General features: G+C 45.0%; 17 protein-coding genes. 1 reads left to right on the top strand and 16 read right to left on the bottom strand.

Annotated features, from left to right (window positions below):
• Window positions 1–225: 225 nt before the first annotated feature.
• The 3 genes from D1Z90_RS17880 to recA all read right to left on the bottom strand — a co-directional run bounded on the left by D1Z90_RS17880 (window position 226) and on the right by recA (window position 4,619).
• Complete coding sequence (locus D1Z90_RS17880) at window positions 226–2,742, bottom strand: heparin lyase I family protein (RefSeq protein ID WP_119912162.1); 2,517 nt, start codon at window positions 2,740–2,742, stop codon at window positions 226–228.
• Between the two features lie 376 nt (window positions 2,743–3,118).
• A complete protein-coding gene (locus D1Z90_RS17875) occupies window positions 3,119–3,598 on the bottom strand; it encodes a regulatory protein RecX (protein ID WP_158587183.1) in 480 nt (159 codons plus the stop codon).
• Window positions 3,576–4,619: a recombinase RecA gene (gene recA / locus D1Z90_RS17870; RefSeq protein ID WP_119912160.1), complete on the bottom strand. Its 1,044-nt coding sequence runs from the start codon at window positions 4,617–4,619 to the stop codon at window positions 3,576–3,578. Before recA ends, D1Z90_RS17875 begins: the two co-directional genes overlap by 23 nt.
• A gap of 257 nt (window positions 4,620–4,876) precedes the next feature.
• Here recA and mutS point away from each other — a divergent pair, with 257 nt between their 5' ends.
• Window positions 4,877–7,447: a DNA mismatch repair protein MutS gene (mutS, locus tag D1Z90_RS17865; protein ID WP_232525294.1), complete on the top strand. Its 2,571-nt coding sequence runs from the start codon at window positions 4,877–4,879 to the stop codon at window positions 7,445–7,447.
• Window positions 7,448–7,528: 81 nt separating this feature from the next.
• Here mutS and fabA read toward each other — a convergent pair whose 3' ends face one another.
• The 13 genes from fabA to eno all read right to left on the bottom strand — a co-directional run bounded on the left by fabA (window position 7,529) and on the right by eno (window position 18,959).
• Window positions 7,529–8,020, bottom strand: coding sequence for a bifunctional 3-hydroxydecanoyl-ACP dehydratase/trans-2-decenoyl-ACP isomerase (gene fabA / locus D1Z90_RS17860; RefSeq protein WP_119912159.1), 492 nt, complete (start codon window positions 8,018–8,020; stop codon window positions 7,529–7,531).
• Window positions 8,021–8,213: 193 nt separating this feature from the next.
• Complete coding sequence (locus D1Z90_RS17855; protein ID WP_158587182.1) at window positions 8,214–9,020, bottom strand: helix-turn-helix transcriptional regulator; 807 nt, start codon at window positions 9,018–9,020, stop codon at window positions 8,214–8,216.
• A gap of 101 nt (window positions 9,021–9,121) precedes the next feature.
• Entirely contained in the window at window positions 9,122–10,678 is a 1,557-nt protein-coding gene (locus D1Z90_RS17850) for an AbgT family transporter (protein WP_119912157.1), read from the bottom strand.
• A gap of 295 nt (window positions 10,679–10,973) precedes the next feature.
• The gene (rpoS, locus tag D1Z90_RS17845) at window positions 10,974–11,936 is read right to left on the bottom strand and encodes an RNA polymerase sigma factor RpoS (RefSeq protein WP_119912156.1); all 963 of its coding nucleotides are present in this window, start codon (window positions 11,934–11,936) and stop codon (window positions 10,974–10,976) included.
• A 45-nt stretch (window positions 11,937–11,981) separates the two neighbouring features.
• On the bottom strand, window positions 11,982–12,851 hold the full coding sequence (locus D1Z90_RS17840; RefSeq protein ID WP_119912155.1) for a peptidoglycan DD-metalloendopeptidase family protein: 870 nt from the start codon (window positions 12,849–12,851) through the stop codon (window positions 11,982–11,984).
• Between the two features lies 1 nt (window position 12,852).
• Window positions 12,853–13,431, bottom strand: coding sequence for a YqaA family protein (locus D1Z90_RS17835; protein WP_119912154.1), 579 nt, complete (start codon window positions 13,429–13,431; stop codon window positions 12,853–12,855).
• Window positions 13,428–14,036, bottom strand: coding sequence for a protein-L-isoaspartate(D-aspartate) O-methyltransferase (locus tag D1Z90_RS17830; RefSeq protein WP_119912163.1), 609 nt, complete (start codon window positions 14,034–14,036; stop codon window positions 13,428–13,430). The genes D1Z90_RS17835 and D1Z90_RS17830 overlap by 4 nt, the downstream gene beginning before the upstream one ends.
• A gap of 17 nt (window positions 14,037–14,053) precedes the next feature.
• Window positions 14,054–14,803: a 5'/3'-nucleotidase SurE gene (gene surE, locus D1Z90_RS17825; protein ID WP_119912153.1), complete on the bottom strand. Its 750-nt coding sequence runs from the start codon at window positions 14,801–14,803 to the stop codon at window positions 14,054–14,056.
• A 1-nt stretch (window position 14,804) separates the two neighbouring features.
• On the bottom strand, window positions 14,805–15,815 hold the full coding sequence (gene truD / locus D1Z90_RS17820) for a tRNA pseudouridine(13) synthase TruD (RefSeq protein ID WP_119912152.1): 1,011 nt from the start codon (window positions 15,813–15,815) through the stop codon (window positions 14,805–14,807).
• Window positions 15,808–16,287, bottom strand: a complete 480-nt coding sequence (ispF, locus tag D1Z90_RS17815; RefSeq protein WP_119912151.1) for a 2-C-methyl-D-erythritol 2,4-cyclodiphosphate synthase — start codon at window positions 16,285–16,287, stop codon at window positions 15,808–15,810. Before ispF ends, truD begins: the two co-directional genes overlap by 8 nt.
• A gap of 14 nt (window positions 16,288–16,301) precedes the next feature.
• A complete protein-coding gene (gene ispD / locus D1Z90_RS17810) occupies window positions 16,302–16,988 on the bottom strand; it encodes a 2-C-methyl-D-erythritol 4-phosphate cytidylyltransferase (RefSeq protein WP_119912150.1) in 687 nt (228 codons plus the stop codon).
• Window positions 16,981–17,271: a cell division protein FtsB gene (ftsB, locus tag D1Z90_RS17805; RefSeq protein ID WP_119912149.1), complete on the bottom strand. Its 291-nt coding sequence runs from the start codon at window positions 17,269–17,271 to the stop codon at window positions 16,981–16,983. The genes ispD and ftsB overlap by 8 nt, the downstream gene beginning before the upstream one ends.
• A 389-nt stretch (window positions 17,272–17,660) precedes the next feature.
• A complete protein-coding gene (gene eno, locus D1Z90_RS17800; RefSeq protein ID WP_119912148.1) occupies window positions 17,661–18,959 on the bottom strand; it encodes a phosphopyruvate hydratase in 1,299 nt (432 codons plus the stop codon).
• Between the last annotated feature and the right edge of the window lie 42 nt (window positions 18,960–19,001).

Genomic DNA, 19,001 nt, shown 5'->3' with positions numbered 1-19,001 from the left:
CTGAAAGAAAATCAGCGGTCTGAAATGTGAACAGCATGAGCCTTTGTCGCACTGAAAACTATTTGATCAACAACGCCTAGCTGACGAACATTGGAAGCAATAAGGTGATGGTCTTTCATCTCTAGCGTTTGCCTGATTGACTAGCTAGCGCCCATTATTATTAACCGCCTTTGCAGGTTTTTAGCCTAGCTGAACAAAAGTGTTTGCCCAGCTAGGCAAATGCAGTTATGGCTGCATGATAGCTAAGTTAGCTTTTTCCGAACCTACTTTTATTTGGTCAAAAAATACTTTCCGACTGGTTATTTCTGGGTTCTTATCCCACTCCCAACGATAAATACCCCACTTAGGATAACTCCAATGGTTATGAGCACCATCTAGTAAAGGATAGCCAACGCCACCATTATAATCGACAACTTGCAGCCCATCCTTCCAAACTCTGATGAAACCATTCTGAGTATCATGGTGTACTTGGACCACCCAGTCTACCCAAGTATTTCGCTCGTAAACACCCAAATCAAAATACTCTTTTTCTACAGGATCTTGATGCGTTTTAGACACAAAAAACCGAAAGTTACCCTCAAACGTAGTCAGAGCATAAGGAAGTGACATAGCTCTAGCCCAGTCATTATCTGAAGGAGCAGTGTGAACCTGAAATATACTTTCTTCTCCACTACTTGCATAATAATCACCAGGTAGCCTTGTTGAAAAAGAGTACCAACGAATAGGGTTTGTAGACTTATCAATGTCAGCTTTTATCTCTACTCTATAGGATCCATTGACTTTTGGATCGTTAATATCATTCAACATAAATGCTGCAGCATAGCCACCCTTTCTATAGTATCCAGGCGAATTCAGCCTACTTATTGAATATTCGATATTATTTTCATAAGGAACTTCGTATTGATAATCTCTCGGATAAAACCTGTCCCAATCAACTTTAAATAAAACAGCTGATTTAGTTATCGACGGCATATCAATAGTAGGTAAGCTGACATAGCTTTTTTCGTCCTTGATTTGATTTTTCTGCCCGCTAATATCAGGTTTTACTGTCGCCTTATTCGCTACACTTGTATTTATGAACTCCCCTCCCTGCGCTTCATCGATTTTATAATAAGAGTTATTTTTCACAACTAGCTCATCAATAAAGTCAGTAGCGTAAGGGTAAAGCCTTATAACTTGCCTGTAATCAGATACAATTGAAGCTAATTGAATATTCTCAAAGTAATTACCCGTAACTTCAACTCTATTGACTGGGTTGAGTACATTACTTACTTCAAATGTTCTAATTCTTATTGCATTTTTAGAATCTAAAACAGCGTTGTTTTTTATAGAAAATAAACCATATTGAGTCGCATCATCTAAAGTAGACGGCATCAAGTGAATAGCATGTGCTTTAGCTTCTCGTATCAAGTTGCCTTCAACAGTTAAAGAATCAAAACCTTGTAGAGCAATCGCGTCCGTTTTAATTGTGTCAAATACATTGTCAATGATTACTGCGTTTGATGATAAGTCGGTGGGACTCAAATCTATGCCCACACGTACATTTAAAAAATAATTCTTCTCAATTTTAAGGTTTTTGACACTCGAGGAAGCAGCTCCTTCAGAGCGAACTTTGACAGCAGAACAATGTTTAAAAACATTATTACTAATCTGAACATTCTGTGAGGGCACTACAGCATCACTGGCCAAAATTCGAATACAAGCATCTCTGAAGCCATAAAATTCACTGTCTTTTACCAAGATATTATTCGATCCAGATATTACCAAGCCATCACTTTCTACAACTTGATCATCTACATCCAAGTAAGGGTTTAGCCCTCTAAATTTGAAGTTTTGTATCGAAAAGTTATCAACCCCTTCTAAATTCCAAAGAGCCTTTCCGGAAAAGTTTTGGCTGATAGGATTTATCACTTTAGCGATAAATGTATCATTGTCAGCAGTAAACTTAATATTATTTGGAAAGCCATAAGGGAAGGTCACCTCGCTTTCAAAGATATATTCACCACTAGGAAAGTGAACGGTATCGCCTGCAGATAGAAGGTTTAATAAATTTCTTAATGCAAGGCTATCGTCTTCTCCGTCATAAGGCAGAATGCCGTAATCTTGTACATTAAAAACGGTATTGTCAGGAATAGGATCTGGAGTCACCGCTAATGTTGGGGACGGTGCCGGGGGTAAAGTTATCACTGGCGTTGGCGTCGCTACTGCTGGCGTTGGCGTCGCTACTGCTGGCGTCGGCGTCGCTACTGCTGGCGTCGGCGTCGCTACGGCTGGCGTTGGCGTCGCTACGGCTGGCGTTGGCGTCGCTACGGCTGGCGTTGGCGTCGCTACGGCTGGCGTTGGCGTCGCTACTGCTGGCGTTGGCGTCGCTACTGCTGGCGTTGGCGCAACTACGGCAGGCGTTGGCGCGACTGCGGCAGGCGTTGGCGCGACTGCGGCAGGCGTTGGCGTCGCCACTACTGGCGCAATGGTAGCAGGCGCGTCTGTAATTGGAAATGTTGGGGCTCTTTCTGGACCATCGTCAGCCCCGGGGACAGTTACCGGTGGGTTGATAATGGGATCTTTCGATGGTGATTCAGAGCCTTCACCTATATTTTCAGGGTCTGATAACTCCTGTTTCAATGGTATAGATGTATCAGCACCTTCATGGGCTTCATGTGCTTCTTGAGATTGCTTGTCACTGCTTTCACCGCAGCCAAATAGAGTCAGTATAGAAAATGCCAGTATTTTTTTATTATGCATTATTGTGTTATCCCTTCGTAAAGGTGAGATTTGCAGTTGCTGATCTTGAGAGAGACGCTTTCTTCTTCATTTTTTTGAATTCTATCTGAAATTATGAAGATATGCTCGATTGTCTTTTGTTTTTTTTGATGCAAATTATACTTTAGATAAAACCATCAACAAATGATAAATCTTTAATCTACCCCATTGAATTGCAATGAGTTGTGAGCATTTGAAAGCGACGCTTTTGAACCAAGCTTGATTTCCTTGACGTAATATCGCTAACACGCCTTATTCTACGGCTTCTTGTGAACAATCAATGATTGAAAGGTTAGTGAAAACAGTGCGGAGTTGTGCTTGATAGTTAATACGTAGAAGTTAAATAAAACTTTAGGATTCAATTGCTTTCAACTGAAGACATGGCATAACGAACCTGTTCGCCATCAAACCCTCGTTGAAAAAGGAAGCGTTGGCGCTTTTGCCTATCTTTATAATCTCCGACTTCACTGCCTTTAAATTTCTTCTGATAACTCAGTTTTGCTTGCTCAAACCAGTCTGGCTCAAGTTCGGCGAGGGCGGTATTCAAGTCATGCTCTGACACCCCTTTAAAACGAATTTCGTTACGAATACGATTAAGGCCATGGCCTTTGTTGATTTTGGCGCGGATAAAGCTGGAAGCATAGCGTTGATCGTCGAGGTAGCCTTGTTCACTGCAGCGAGTAATGGCTTGGTTGATCAATTCAGCGGGAAAGTCACGTTGGTTAAGCTTTTGTTTTAGTTCGGCTAAAGCATGGTCTCGCCGAGTAATGATATTAATTGCGCAGGTATAAACCTGCGCAAAAGTAGCTTCGCTGTTATTCTGCAAGCTCTGCTTCATCTTTTTCATCAACCACAACATCACCGTCTTGTGGTAGCAGACGTTCTCTTAATAACGCTTCTATCTCTGCAGCAATGGCAGGGTGCTCTTTCAGGTATTTACAAGCATTTGCTTTACCTTGACCAATCTTGTCGCCTTGGTATGAGAACCAAGCACCGGCTTTTTCAATCAGTTTCTCTTTTACGCCTAAGTCAATCATTTCAGCCAGGTTGTTAATACCCGCGCCGTAAAGAATTTGGAACTCGGCTTGCTTAAATGGAGGTGAAACCTTGTTTTTAACCACTTTTACACGCGTTTCGTTACCTACGACTTCGTCGCCATCTTTCACCGCGCCAATACGACGAATATCAAGGCGAACCGAAGCGTAGAACTTCAGCGCATTACCGCCGGTTGTGGTTTCTGGCGAACCAAACATGACACCTATCTTCATACGAATTTGGTTAATGAAGATACATAAACAATTAGTCTGTTTAATATTACCCGTTAGCTTACGTAATGCTTGCGACATTAAGCGTGCTTGCAAGCCAACGTGTGAGTCACCCATGTCACCTTCAATTTCGGCTTTTGGTGTTAATGCCGCCACTGAGTCGACCACGACCACGTTAACTGCACCAGAGCGAACCAACATGTCACAAATTTCTAGGGCTTGCTCACCTGTATCCGGCTGCGACACCAGTAGGTTATCAACGTCTACGCCAAGTTTACGTGCATAAATAGGATCCAGAGCGTGTTCAGCATCAATAAAGGCACACGTTTTACCTTGCTTTTGCGCTTCCGCAATAACTTGTAAAGTTAACGTAGTTTTACCCGAACTTTCAGGACCGTAAATTTCAACAATACGGCCATAAGGCAAGCCGCCTATGCCCAGCGCAACGTCCAAACCTAGAGAACCAGTAGAAACAGACTCAATGTCCATCATGGCTGCAGCGCCATCGCCTAAGCGCATGATAGAGCCTTTACCAAATTGTTTTTCAATTTGGCCTAAGGCCGCAGCTAATGCTTTTTCTTTATTTGAATCCATATGCGTTCCCATCGAAATTTGGTGATAAATGATAATTGACTTAAGTATACTGTTGATTCATACAGTATCAAGTAAAATTTTTACTGTATATAAGCTCAGGTGTGAGGTCACTCATAATGTGGCAGGTTTTTTTAAAGGTCAAGTAATAAGCGAACAGATTGTGCAGTAACTAAATGGTGGCTTTTGTTTGGCGTTCATTAAGGTGATCCTTTATGCTAGGCGGCAACTTTTAGCAACGTAAAACGTATTGAAAAGCCATGGCCAATAGCAAAAAAAACGCTCAACACACCCCGATGATGCAGCAGTATCTTGCGCTAAAACAAGAAGCCCCTGACATCCTATTATTCTATCGCATGGGTGACTTTTACGAACTTTTTTTTGATGACGCAAAAAAAGCGGCACAATTGTTGGGCATTTCTTTAACTAAACGAGGTCAAACCGCTGGCCAACCCATTCCCATGGCTGGTGTGCCTTACCATTCGGTGGAAGGCTATTTAGCCAAGTTAGTGGCCATGGGGGAGTCTGCCGCTATTTGTGAGCAGGTGGGCGACCCTGCCACCAGTAAAGGGCCAGTAGAGCGAAAAATAGTACGTATTATTACGCCGGGCACGGTCAGTGACGAAGCCTTATTACAAGATAAGCAAGACAACCTCATTTCCAGTGTATATCACCATCAAGGTCTATTTGGTCTCGCTACCCTGGATATTACGAGTGGTCGTTTTGCGCTAAATGAATTAGCTAATCAAGAGCAAATATTGGCCGAGCTACAGCGTCTAGACCCCGCTGAATTACTCTACCCTGAAGGCTTTGAGCACATTAACCTCATCGAGCAGCGAAAAGGCATTCGCAGACGGCCTGAATGGGAGTTTGAGTTAAGTACGGCGAAGAAAATCCTTACCCAACAGTTTCAAACTAAAGATTTAGTCGGGTTTGGCGTCGAAAAAGCTGAAGTGGCCTTGGCCGCCGCAGGGTGCTTATTGCAATACATCAAAGATACCCAGCGCACCGCCCTACCCCATATTAACTCTATCTATTTAGAGCAAAACCAAAGCGTGGTGATTTTGGACGCAGCCACGCGCAAAAACCTCGAGTTAACGCAAAACTTGTCGGGAGGACTCGATAACACATTAGCTCAAGTGCTCGATAACACCGCCACCGCAATGGGTAGCCGCTTGTTAAAGCGTTGGATCCACCAGCCTATTCGTGATCATCAGCAACTTCTGCAACGACAAGGTTTGGTAGAAGCTTTGTTACAGCAAGGGCAATACTTTGAAACCGATGAGCTGCTGAAACAAATCGGCGACATTGAACGTGTCATAGCACGGTTAGCATTAAAAAGCGCCCGTCCGCGCGATCTCGAAAGGCTCAAAAATGCCTTCAATCTGTTACCACAACTGCAACAATGCTTAGCCAGCAGTGAGCAGAGCTTGCTACAACAACTGGCGCAACACATTCATCTCTTTCCAGGGTTAGCCGAGTTACTGAACCAAGCCATCATTGATAACCCGCCGGTATTAATTCGTGATGGCGGGGTCATCGCCCCGGGTTTTAATAGCGAGTTAGATGAATGGCGTGCATTATCAAAAGGCGCTACCGACTACCTCGCAGAGCTGGAAAGCCGTGAAAAATCAGAAACCGGCATTCAAACCCTCAAAGTGGGGTACAACAAGGTACACGGCTATTACATTGAAGTAAGTCGTGCCCAAAGTGAGTTAGTACCGGTGCACTACATACGCCGTCAAACCCTCAAAAACACCGAGCGCTACATCATTCCTGAGCTCAAAACGTATGAAGACAAGGTGTTGATGAGCCAAGGTAAAGCGTTGGCATTAGAAAAGCGTTTATACGAAGAAATTCTCGACCAACTGCTGCCACACCTCACTCAACTGCAACAATGTTGTCAGTCTTTGTCAGAGTTGGACGTATTAGGGAATTTCGCCGAGCGAGCAGAAGCTTTAAACTATGTAAAACCCAGATTGAGTGAACAACAGGGCATTGATATTCAGGCCGGTCGCCACCCTGTGGTAGAGCATGTCAATCAAGACCCGTTTATCGCCAACCCTGTCGATTTAAACCCAGCCAGAAAAATGCTGATTGTAACCGGTCCCAACATGGGCGGTAAGTCCACCTATATGCGCCAAATCGCGTTAATTGTTTTAATGGCACACATAGGTTGTTATGTGCCGGCTCAAAGTGCTGAGATTGGTCAAGTTGACCGTATCTTCACACGTATCGGGGCATCGGACGATTTAGCGTCAGGGCGCTCAACTTTTATGGTGGAAATGACAGAAACAGCCAACATTTTGCACAATGCCAGCGCGCAAAGCTTAGTGTTGATGGATGAGATTGGCCGTGGTACCAGCACGTATGATGGTATGTCTTTGGCTTGGGCATGCGCTGAGCAACTGGCTATGAAGATTCAATCCTATACCCTGTTTGCCACCCATTACTTTGAATTAACCCAGCTGCCAGAGTTAATGCCCGGGTTAGCAAACGTGCATTTAGACGCGGTAGAACATGACGATAAAATTGTTTTTATGCACACTGTACAAGAAGGCGCCGCCAGTAAGAGCTACGGCTTGCAGGTAGCCGCTTTAGCGGGTGTCCCCAATCATGTGGTGCAACAAGCCAAACGTAAATTACAACAATTAGAAACGCAGCAAACTACCTCGTTAGCACCTGAGGCACAGCCAGTAAGCGGTCAAGCCAGCTTGCCATTTGATGAGCCACCGCACCCAGTATTGCATGCGTTGGCACAAACCAACCCAGACGAGCTAAGTGCGAAGCAAGCACTGGATTTGATTTACCAGCTCAAACAAGCTTTATAAGCGCAACGGGCATAGGTTTGTCGACCTACGCCCGTTTGCTCATTATCGCCTGGCGCCAGCCAACTTAAGAGTAGAAGGTGATTACGCCGGTACCAACCCCACTTTTAAGTCTTGCGCTTGGTAAATAGCCTTACCTTGCTGATATACCGCGCCATCAGCTAAAGCTAAAGCCAGTGGTTTTTGAAACACCCTTTTTATATCCAGCCGATACTCAATGACTTCATGACGAGGGTATATTTGTCCACTGAAGCGAACGTTTCCTACCCCTATGGCTCTGCCGCGCCCAGGCAAACCGCAAAACCCCAGAAAAACGCCCAACAATTGCCACATTGCATCTAATCCCAAACAACCAGGCATCACGGGATCGTTTTGAAAGTGGCAATCAAAAAACCAAAAATCAGGCCGTATTTTAAATTGTGCGATCACTTGGCCCTGTTGATAACGCCCACCACTGCGAGAAATGTGGCTAATTTCATCTATCATCAGCATTTGGCCTTTGGGTAACTGCGCGTTACCGGGACCAAAATATTCATCCTTAGCCATAGCTTGAATGGTTTGTTGGCAAAACTGCATCGTTAACTCCTGTTCAAAAGATACGTGAGAAGGATGCAGGTTTATCGGCATTATTAATTGTAAAAATGGGACATCGAGTTAGGTTAAGAAATGGTAAGATAATGACCAAGCGCTCACATGAGATAAGCCAGTGTTTACAGCTAACACGATTGCGGCACACTATCATCGGTTATTGATTGTTTATCACAACCAACTAACCGGTTGTTAATTGCTGCATAAACTGTTTAGGAGAAGTGCGACAGGCCTGTTTAAAATCGTTTATCAAATGGGCTTGATCGCAAAAACCGTGGTCGAGGGCAAATTGAGCATCCGGCGCATGGCCAAGGTAAAGCTGCTGTAACACAGCTTGACGACGTAGGATTTGACTCACGCCTTTACAATCTAACCCAGAAAAACGTTGAAAGACTCGATTAAGGTGGCGCCTTGAGTAGCCCAGCTGATCAGCCAATTTGGCTACGCCAAGCTGCGCCGGAGTGCCACGGTCTCGTCGCGAAGACATTAGCCCCACGGCGTGCTCAAACAAAGCTTTGCCTGAATGGTCACTCAACGTCAAATGGGATATTGCCCAGCGCTCGCACGCTTGTACGCGTTGTTCAAACTCAGTAACTTCGTATAATTGATGGTGTAAATCACGCAATTGCGCCGCAGGCAAAAAATCGTCCCCGAGTAAACAGTCTTTGGCTTCGGTTAAGTCAACTCGAAAAAAATCCTTGATAGCTCCGGGGTAAAAAGCAATACCAAAGTATTGGCCAGCATAAGGGAAGGTAAAACGCCGAAGTTGCCTTTGTGTGCCCGCCACCATTACCTTATGAGGGGAGAAAAAGAGCGAAATACAGGCATCAGGAACTACCTGATAATCACATGCTTGCGTAACTTCAAGCTGCAACCAGGCATACACTCTTGTGGCGAGAGCCCCACTGGGCCGCTGCCAGTGCAATTGGATCCCTGCATGGTATAAAGCATCTGAGGTAAGCACTGGCTGAAACGGTTGGTAAGACATGATTCCCATATATTCAGATATAAACTCAACTCAAATATACGCTTACGGGTCTGCACGCTAACAGACCCGTGAGCAAGACAACTCAATCAAGCCAGTAAGCTTTACATGGAGTAAGTGTAAGGTGCGGCAAATCCAAGCGGGATTTCCAACGCCCAATAAGCTAACAAGAACAAGGACCAACCTATCAACATCGCAATGGAAAATGGCATCATCATAGACGCCAGGGTCCCAATCCCTGTCGATTTTACGTATCGTTGACAGTACACCACCACTAATGGGAAAAACACCATCAGAGGGGAAATAATGTTAGAGACCGAGTCCCCTACGCGGTACGCCGCTTGAGAAAGCTCGGGAGAAATGCCCACCGCCATCAGCATAGGGACAAGAATCGGGCCAATCAACGCCCATTTAGCCGAAGAAGAACCCACTAACAGATTCACCATCGCTGTCAGGAGTATCATTCCGACAACCGTTGCCTGCCCAGGAAGGTTTAACGCTTTTAAACCTTCCGCGCCATAGAGCGCCAGCATAGTCCCGATGTTAGACTGACCAAAAGCCACTAGAAATTGCGCGCAAAAAAACGACATGACAATGTAAGAACCCATAGTGCCCATGGTATCTGACATGGCTTTAATAATGTCATTACTACGCTTAAATTTACCCACTACGCGGCCGTAAACCACTCCCGGAATAATAAATAAAATGAAAATAAGGGGCACAATCGATTTCATCAGTGGCGCAGAAAACGCGGTGAGTTCACCTTCAGGAGAGCGCAATGCAGAAGACTCTGGAATAATGGCAAAAATCAGTACCGCAATACCGGCTAGCATTGCTAACATCGCATATTTAAATGCGTTTGACTCTTGCGTCGACATGGCTCCTAAGTCTGGCACTTCTTCAGCGTCTTTATCTACAGGTGTAGCAGCTAAGCGTGGCTCAATGATTTTCTCAGTCACAAACCAACCAATGATCACCACCACGAAAGAAGACAAGCCAGTAAAATAAATATTCGCCAACGGGTTAACAATATAATCAGGATCGAGCACTTGTGCGGACGTTTGCGTGAACCCCGCGAGCAAAGGGTCAATGCCCGAAGGGATAAAGTTAGCAGAAAAGCCACCTGATACGCCGGCAAAAGCTGCCGCAATCCCCGCCAAGGGATGGCGTCCCGCAGCATGGAAAATAATTCCACCCAACGGGATCACTAATACGTAACCAGCATCAGCAGCAGTGTGAGAAACAATCGCCACCAATATCAACATTGGCGTTAATAACTTAGCCGGGGTTACCGCCAGCATTTTCTTTAATCCTGTGGTGATAAACCCCGATGAATCTGCGACCCCCACTCCAAGCATCGCTACCAGCACTATGCCCAAAGGCGCAAAACCCGTAAAGGTTGTGACCATATTAGCCAAGAAGTTCGCTAACGCTTCACCAGTGAGAAGGTTGGCGATTTCTAGCTCGGACCCCGTGCGGGGATTAATTAAATCAAACGTCACATGGGACAACAGGGCTGAGGCGAGCCAAACACAAATTAAAGCCCAAAAGAATAAGATGGCAGGATCCGGAATTTTATTGCCAGCGCGCTCTATGAAATTTAAAAAACGATCCATAGCGCCCACTTTGTATGGTGCATCAGGTATAGCTTGGTTACTCATGGTAACTCCATTGTTAGAAGTATTGCCGCGACTTTTGTCTTGAGTTCAAATCCAATATGACGAAAACAGGTAAAAGGCAGGAAAGCTAACTTGATGACAAAAGTATGACAGTTTCTCACCTTACCGCTCAAGGTGTACTTTTGCCAAGCATAGCCCATGACGCTGTGTTCACTAACATCCAACGACCATTAATTGTGGTAGTAGGTAAACTGTATAACAAAAAAAATCGGCCTCAAACTGGTTGGGACCGATTTTGCGAGCTGTGGCTAGCTAGGAAGAACAAATACTGTAGCGTCTATTCACGGAATAAGGCTTCGATGTTCAAACCTTGTTGCGTCAATACATCTTTTAACCGACGCAGGGCTTCAACTTGAATCTGACGAACGCGCTCACGGGTTAAACCAATTTCGCGACCTACGTCTTCTAAAGTAGATGCTTCATAACCCAATAAGCCAAATCGTCTGGCAAGTACTTCGCGCTGCTTGGCGTTTAGCTCTTCCAGCCAATGTACTAAACTTGAACTGATATCATCTGTTTGAGTAGATGACTCTGGACCACCGGATTTTTCATCTGCTATAACGTCCAATAATGCTTTGTCAGAGTCTCCACCCAATGGCGTATCTACTGAACTGATGCGTTCATTTAAACGCAGCATTTTGTTGACGTCTTCTACCGGTTTATCGAGTTTTTCTGCAATTTCTTCAGCGGTTGGTTCGTGATCTAAAGTATGGGCAAGTTCTCTGGCTGTACGAAGGTAAACATTAAGCTCTTTCACTACATGAATTGGCAAACGTATAGTGCGCGTTTGGTTCATGATGGCACGCTCTATGGTTTGGCGGATCCACCACGTTGCGTAAGTAGAGAAACGAAAGCCTCTTTCAGGATCAAACTTCTCAACCGCACGGATCAGCCCTAAGTTACCTTCTTCAATTAAGTCTAATAAGGCTAAACCACGATTGTTATAGCGACGAGCTATCTTTACGACTAAGCGTAAATTACTTTCAATCATGCGTTTACGGGCGACTTCATCACCACGAAGGGCGCGGCGGGCATAGTATACTTCTTCCTCTGCAGTAAGCAGCGGTGAAAAGCCAATTTCGCCAAGGTAGAGTTGAGTTGCGTCAAGATTTTTAGCTTCAGATGCCGCTAGCACGTCATCATCTTTGCTTGCTTTTACCGCTTTTCTACGCGGTTTTTTAGTTGTTAAAGTGTTAAGATCTTCAGCAGTCGTATCAAGATCTTGCTTAGTGAGATTCATAGCAGTTCTCCCTAACATAGGACAGTAGCAGGCTACTGTTTTCGGTTATTTTTTAGGTAAGTAACGCATTGGATTTACGGACTTACCCCGGTACCTAATTTCAAAGTGAAGTCGAACATTCGTTGTGCCCGTACTTCCCATTTCAGCGATTTGCTGGCCCACTTTAACCGTCTGTTGCTCTTTAACTAGCAGCTTATTATTGTGTGCATAAGCGCTAAGATAATCTTCATTGTGTTTGATGATGATTAACTTACCGTATCCACGGAGTGCGCTACCGGCGTATACCACCTTACCGTTAGCGGCAGCTTTAACAACCTGACCTCGTTTGCCCGCGATGTCAATTCCCTTGTTTCCTTGTTCGGAAGAAGAAAACCCTTGAATGATTTTCCCCGACGTTGGCCATTGCCATGTGGAAACTTTTGCCGGAAATGCGTTGGCTGTATTTGCTTTTTTATTGTTAGTTTTTTCAGCGTATTCCTTTCTTTTTTGCTGTTCAAGTGTTTTTTTGGAATTTTTTTGTTTTTTTGTACTAGCGGTGTTTTTTACTTTTTTGGTCTGCTTCTTGCTGGCCGAGGCAGTGTTTTTTGCTTTGGAACCGGTTCCAGCAACATTATATGTTGATGGCGTCAGCCTTAGGGTTTGTCCGACGAAGATGGTATATGGGGGCTTGATTCCGTTGTATACGGCGATATCCTTGTATGACTTGCCGGTGCGAAATGCAATTGCAAAGAGGGTATCGCCGGGTTTAACTTTATAAGTAGTGCCTTTTAATTGGCCATAATTTTGCTTCGAGTACTTACCAGCAGATTTTACCGGCGCAGGCTTATGGCTGGAACTACAACCAACTGTAAGCGCCAATACTGCCACCAGCGCGACAAAATGCTTTCCTATATAAGTATTGAAACCGGTTTTCATATCACCCTAATAACAAGATACAAGCAATCGCAATAAACAACATCAGCCAGGTATAAGGCAAGGCATTTTTAACAAGGTGGCGCTTTAAGTCTTTACCGCCCCATTTAATTAAACCTGCTAAAACATAAAAACGCAGCGATCGACCTAACAAAGCCATAATAATGAAAGGCACGATGGCTATACCAAACAATCCTGCGCTGATTGTAAACACTTTAAATGGCAAAGGGCTAAAGCCGGCGATGAAGATCATCCAAAAACCCCAGCGCTGAAACCATTGCGCAGCGAAAGCCATTTGCTCTTGGTAGCCTAAGAGTTCAACCATTGGCGCTACCACAGGTTCGAACAACAAGTGCCCTAAACCATAACCGACTAAAGCCCCAACAACCGAAAAAAAGGTAGTCCAAAACGCCAGTATCAAAGCTCGGTCAGGTCGAGATAATGCCAAAGGAGCAAACATAAGATCCACAGGAATCGGCCAAAAAATCGATTCAGCAAAACTCATACCGTACAAACAAGCCCGAGCATGCTTATGCTGCGACCATTTTAGTGAACGGCGGTAGAAGCTGTTTAGCTCATTCAAGCAAGCTCTCCATTAATAAGGGGCACAAACTTCACTGCCTCGACTTGCTCACTGATAAATTTATCTTGTTTACGCGTAATCACCTTAAGCACTTGTTCGTCTTCACCCAGTGGAATCACTAACTGACCATTCGGCTTAAGCTGCTGTAATAATGCATCTGGTAAATGCGCAGCCGCGGCGGTGACGATAATGGCATCAAAGGGCGCTTTGGTTTGCCAACCTAACCAGCCGTCACCGTGTTTACATTGCACGTTATGGCAATCTAGGCGATTGAGTTTGCGACGCGCTTGAAATTTTAGGCTTTTAATTCGCTCAACGGTGCAGACTGAATCCACTAATTGCGCCAAGATGGCGGTCTGATAACCTGAGCCAGTGCCTATCTCCAACACATGTTTAGGTTGGCTTGCCATTAATAGCTCCGTCATCCTAGCAACCGTATATGGCTGAGAAATCGTCTGCCCTTGACCTATAGGTAAAGCCGTATTTTCCCAAGCCTGGTGAGAAAATGCTTCATCCACAAACCATTGCCGTGGCGTTTTGGCTATGGCCTCTAACACGGCATTGTTCATAATGCCCATGCCTCTTAATGCATTGGCTAACTGCATACCCGGTGCAGTAATCTCTAACACAACTCATCACCCCACTGTTGTTCTAATTGCTGTAACTCTTGATGATGCGTTAAGTCGATATTTAGAGGGGTCACTGAAACATACCCTTGCTCAATGGCGCAAAAATCGGTGCCGTCACCATTATCCTGAGTCGCGCCTGGTGGACCAATCCAATATATGTCTTTACCTCTAGGGTCTTGACCTTTCACCATAGCTTCCGCTCGGTGGCGACTGCCAAGGCGTGTTAACTTAATACCTTTTATTTGCGACAGAGGCAGATCCGGTACATTCACATTCAACACTTGCGTATGAGAGAGTGTCAATTGCTGTAATTTAGCCAAGACTTGCTTGGTATAATAAGCCGCACTGTCATAATGGGTATCTCCCACTAAAGATACCGCGATGGCGGGTAAACCTAAAAAGCGCCCTTCTGTCGCAGCAGCCACCGTGCCAGAGTAAATAACATCATCACCTAAATTGGCACCTTCATTTATTCCGGCTATTACCAGATCTGGCTCCCCTGCGGGGTATAGCTCATTGATAGCCAAGTGGACGCAATCGGTCGGCGTGCCATTAATACTGTAAAAGCCATTGCCGTTTAGCCTGATACGTAAAGGCGATAATAGCGTTAATGAATTGCTAGCGCCGCTATGATTTTGCTCTGGCGCGCAGGTAACGACATCGGCAATTTCAGCGAGGGTGTTTGCTAAACAAGCGATTCCCGGCGCATGAACACCGTCGTCATTACTGACTAATATCTTCATGTTAATCCTGTAACCTTACCAGCTCTCTCACCACGCTTGTCGCATAACAGCCTGATTCTAAATAAAATTCAAGTATAGCGTCAGAACCTTCAAAGCGATAATTAAATTCTTGTGGCTGAATCAACATCGCCCGCCGCTCTTGCCTTAAACCATTTGCCTCTAAGCCTTGCTGTAATTCTGTTTGGCCTTCTAGCGCACCTTGTTCAAAAGCTAAAGCGTCTAGGTTCGATGCCAATTCACCTTTCCCCCAGAGCGGCGCGGTAAGCTGAATATTCTTTGCCGCAAGTCTTGGCGGTAAAGTGTCATCGAGTGCTTCAGTGGTAAAATATGAACGACTTCCGACCAGACCACAGCAATCACCGGCAATCACTTGCTCCGCAATGCCATCTTTGATCCGAGCTGACACCACTAAGTTAAATAAATAGCTGCGCGCTGCAGATAGATACATGCTTTTTTTAAACCTGTCTTTTATCTTCTTGCCAGCAAACATAGCTTTTGCGGCTTCAATATTGCCACCTTGAAAGCCAAAGCGCTGCTCACCAAAATAATTCGGCACGCCGTGCGCTTTCACTATAGCCAGACGTGATTCCAGCGCGGCAATATCAGACACATCACGCAAGCGGATCACAAAACTATTACCGGCAAGAGCCCCCGTTTTTAACTTCTTGTTGTGTCGCTTTATTTCTAAAATAGTAACTTGTTCATTATTCAGCTCAGAGAAGTCAGGAGTGACTAGGCCTGGGATATGTACCGAGAAAGTCTGTTCGGTCACACCACGTTTATCTTTTAGTCCCGCATATGTCACTGCTTTAGCAGGTAAACCAGCCACTTTAGCTATCTGGCGAGCAAGGTATTGGGTGTTTTCATCGCGTTTTTGTACCCGAATAAATACGTGTTCGCCCTCACCCGCAATATCAAAGCCAAGGCGCTCCGTTACCGCAAAGTCTTCTATTTCGGCTTTAAATCTGGCGCTAATATCAGGCTCGCCATGTAAAAATTGAAAGTTAAGCATCGCCTTTCACCAATAACACGACCGCATGGGTGGCAATGCCTTCTTTACGCCCGGCAAAACCCAGCTTTTCTGTTGTAGTGGCTTTTACGTTAACTTGGTCTATCTCTGCCGCCAAGTCAGTAGCAATCAGCGCTCTCATATCTTCGATATGCGGCGCCATTTTGGGGGTTTGTGCAATAATAGTGACGTCCAAATTACCTAGCTGATAGCCTTTTGCTGTAACCAGCTCAAATGCTTTACGCAACAAAATACGGCTATCGATACCTTTAAAGCTGGCGTCATTATCTGGGAAATGGCGACCAATATCGCCTAAAGCTAATGCCCCAAGAATGGCGTCTGTAATTGCATGTAGGGCAACGTCACCGTCAGAGTGAGCCAGTAAACCTTGCTCGTATGGCACCGCCACACCACCAATAATCACTGGGCCATCTCCGCCAAATTTATGCACGTCATAACCATGACCAATACGCATCGTGTTTTCCTTGTTTAATTTTGTTGCTGAGAGAGGTATAACTCAGCCAATAACATGTCTTCTGGTCGCGTCACTTTGATGTTATCGCTGCGACCATCGATCAACTGGGGCTGGTAACCACTGGCTTCCATTGCTGAGGCCTCATCTGTGACCGATACACCTTGTTGCAATGCTTGTGTTATCGCTTGCTGTAATTGCTGGCGTAAAAACATTTGCGGTGTCAACGCATGCCATAGATTTTCACGACACACAGTCGCAGCTATCGTGCCATTGTCGTTACCCCGCTTCATGGTATCTCGCACTAACGTTGCTAAAATGGCACCGGTGCCAATATGTTTCGCGTGTTGCAATAAAGCGTCAATATCATCTCGGGTTAAGCAAGGTCTCGCGGCGTCATGAACCAATACCCACTCAGTGTTTACTTGAGTTAAACCGGCTAAAACAGAGTGCACTCGCTCCTTTCCACCCGTAGCGAGCACTATTTTGGGATGACAGGCCACAGCAAGCTGAGAAAAGTAGGTGTCATCTTTACTTAATACAACGACAACGTGAGTGATGTCGTCATGATCCAATAACGGTTTTAAGCTGTGTTCAATCACGGCCTTACCATTAAGAGATAAATACTGCTTTGGCAAAGCAGATTGCATTCTGCTGCCAATGCCTGCTGCGGGAACCACAGCAGAAAAACTTGGTTTACTCATAAGACTTTGTTTGTTTTGGAATAATACGAAAGAAGGTTTCACCCTCTTTGATAAGGCCTAACTCATTACGGGCACGCTCTTCGACCGATTCAACCCCTTGCTTTAGATCTGCGATGTCAGCAAACATGCGCTCGTTACGATCTTTCAGCGCAAGATTCGCTTCTTCTTGTAGCGCCACCTCTTTGGCTAAGTCGGCGTAATCTCCAAGGCCATTTTTCCCCAGCCATAAGTGATATTGCACCAGAAGCAGTAGCAGAAAGAGTAGTAAATTGAATATTCGCATATCGCCCTAATGAAGAATCATCCCAGTACTTATTATGGCTAAAAGGAAGCACAGTTTCCCATATAAACCGCTTTAAATCAGCCACTAGAATAATAAATTACACCTTAGTGCACAGCTTTGCTGCAATTTGCACCAAGCAAGCAGCGGCCTTGATGCTGGCATTACGCCTGGTCAAGTTAACACGTTATCTAACAGCCTCGCGCTCGAATCCACCTTCTGTGGTCTTAAATTGCATACCATCAGGCCGGTTTTTGCCTGGTAATATCACACTGCTTTGGCTTTTCACAGGCAAAAAAAATCCCCGCAATTGCGAGGACTTTCAATTCAGATTGAAGAGGTGCATTAACTGCACCCATCACTATTAGCGTACTAAAAAGTACTGCCTAATATTACTGACCTTTAACTTCTTTTAGACCGTTGTAAGGAGCTTTCGCGCCTAGCGCTTCTTCGATACGTAGAAGCTGGTTGTACTTAGCAACACGGTCAGAACGGCTTAGAGAGCCAGTTTTGATTTGACCTGCAGCTGTACCTACCGCTAGATCAGCGATAGTTGCATCTTCAGTTTCGCCACTACGGTGAGAGATAACAGCAGTGAAGCCAGCATCTTTCGCCATTTTGATTGCTGCTAACGTTTCAGTTAGAGAACCAATTTGGTTGAACTTGATTAGGATAGAGTTAGCGATACCGTTGTCGATACCACGCTTAAGGATCTTAGTGTTAGTTACGAATAGATCGTCACCAACAAGCTGGATTTTGTCACCTAGTAGTTGAGTTTGGTGCGCGAAACCGTCCCAATCAGACTCGTCAAGACCGTCTTCGATAGAAACAATTGGGTATTGCTCAGTAAGATCTTTAAGGAAGTGGTTGAATTCTTCAGAAGTGAATTTCTTACCTTCACCTTTAAGGTCGTAGATGTTTGCTTCTTTGTCGTAGAACTCAGATGCAGCACAGTCCATCGCTAGCGTGATGTCTTTACCTAGCTCGTAACCTGCGCCAGCAACCGCTTCTTTGATTGCAGCAAGAGCAGCTTCGTTAGACTCAAGGTTAGGAGCAAAACCACCTTCATCACCAACAGCAGTTGAGTGGCCACCCGCTTTAAGTACTTTCGCAAGGCTGTGGAATACTTCAGCACCCATGCGTAGACCTTCACGGAAGTTAGCAGCGCCAACAGGCTGGATCATGAATTCTTGGATGTCTACAGAGTTATCAGCGTGCTCACCACCGTTGATGATGTTCATCATAGGTAGAGGCATAGAGTAAACGCCTGAAGTACCGTTTAGGTCAGCGATGTGCGCGTATAGAGGAACTTTCTTAGAAGCTGCTGCTGCTTTAGCTGCTGCTAGAGAAACCGCTAGGATAGCGTTTGCGCCGAACTTAGCTTTGTTGTCAGTACCGTCTAAGTCGATCATGATTTGATCAAGCTCAGCTTGTGCTAGTGCATCTTTACCCGCTAGTGCTTCAGCAATTGGGCCGTTAACAGCATCAACAGCTTTAAGTACACCTTTACCTAGGTAACGTGCTTTGTCGCCGTCACGAAGCTCAAGGGCTTCACGAGAACCAGTAGAAGCACCAGATGGAGCAGCAGCCATGCCGAATGAGCCATCTTCAAGATGTACTTCAGCTTCAACAGTTGGGTTACCACGTGAATCCATGATTTCACGGCCTAGTACTTTAACGATCTTAGACATTAAGATTTCCTCTATGTATGTAATTTTACAACTTTTAAAAAC

The organism is Motilimonas pumila (assembly GCF_003596335.1).
Taxonomy (GTDB): Bacteria; Pseudomonadota; Gammaproteobacteria; order Enterobacterales; family CBDFNC01; genus Motilimonas; species Motilimonas pumila.
Note: the sequence above shows the minus strand (reverse complement) of the source record. Positions and strands in the feature narration are given on the sequence as shown.

What these genes read in the sequence shown, in the direction of transcription:
- D1Z90_RS17855 (WP_158587182.1), bottom strand. Translation starts at nt 9,020, where the DNA reads ATGTCTTACCAACCGTTTCAGCCAGTGCTTACCTCAGATGCTTTATAC.
- D1Z90_RS17830 (WP_119912163.1), bottom strand. Translation starts at nt 14,036, where the DNA reads ATGCAGTTAGCCAATGCATTAAGAGGCATGGGCATTATGAACAATGCC.
- ftsB (WP_119912149.1), bottom strand. Translation starts at nt 17,271, where the DNA reads ATGCGAATATTCAATTTACTACTCTTTCTGCTACTGCTTCTGGTGCAA.
- ispD (WP_119912150.1), bottom strand. Translation starts at nt 16,988, where the DNA reads ATGAGTAAACCAAGTTTTTCTGCTGTGGTTCCCGCAGCAGGCATTGGC.
- mutS (WP_232525294.1), top strand. Translation starts at nt 4,877, where the DNA reads ATGGCCAATAGCAAAAAAAACGCTCAACACACCCCGATGATGCAGCAG.
- D1Z90_RS17840 (WP_119912155.1), bottom strand. Translation starts at nt 12,851, where the DNA reads ATGAAAACCGGTTTCAATACTTATATAGGAAAGCATTTTGTCGCGCTG.
- D1Z90_RS17875 (WP_158587183.1), bottom strand. Translation starts at nt 3,598, where the DNA reads ATGAAGCAGAGCTTGCAGAATAACAGCGAAGCTACTTTTGCGCAGGTT.
- rpoS (WP_119912156.1), bottom strand. Translation starts at nt 11,936, where the DNA reads ATGAATCTCACTAAGCAAGATCTTGATACGACTGCTGAAGATCTTAAC.
- D1Z90_RS17850 (WP_119912157.1), bottom strand. Translation starts at nt 10,678, where the DNA reads ATGAGTAACCAAGCTATACCTGATGCACCATACAAAGTGGGCGCTATG.
- fabA (WP_119912159.1), bottom strand. Translation starts at nt 8,020, where the DNA reads ATGCAGTTTTGCCAACAAACCATTCAAGCTATGGCTAAGGATGAATAT.
- D1Z90_RS17880 (WP_119912162.1), bottom strand. Translation starts at nt 2,742, where the DNA reads ATGCATAATAAAAAAATACTGGCATTTTCTATACTGACTCTATTTGGC.
- surE (WP_119912153.1), bottom strand. Translation starts at nt 14,803, where the DNA reads ATGAAGATATTAGTCAGTAATGACGACGGTGTTCATGCGCCGGGAATC.
- eno (WP_119912148.1), bottom strand. Translation starts at nt 18,959, where the DNA reads ATGTCTAAGATCGTTAAAGTACTAGGCCGTGAAATCATGGATTCACGT.
- recA (WP_119912160.1), bottom strand. Translation starts at nt 4,619, where the DNA reads ATGGATTCAAATAAAGAAAAAGCATTAGCTGCGGCCTTAGGCCAAATT.
- ispF (WP_119912151.1), bottom strand. Translation starts at nt 16,287, where the DNA reads ATGCGTATTGGTCATGGTTATGACGTGCATAAATTTGGCGGAGATGGC.
- truD (WP_119912152.1), bottom strand. Translation starts at nt 15,815, where the DNA reads ATGCTTAACTTTCAATTTTTACATGGCGAGCCTGATATTAGCGCCAGA.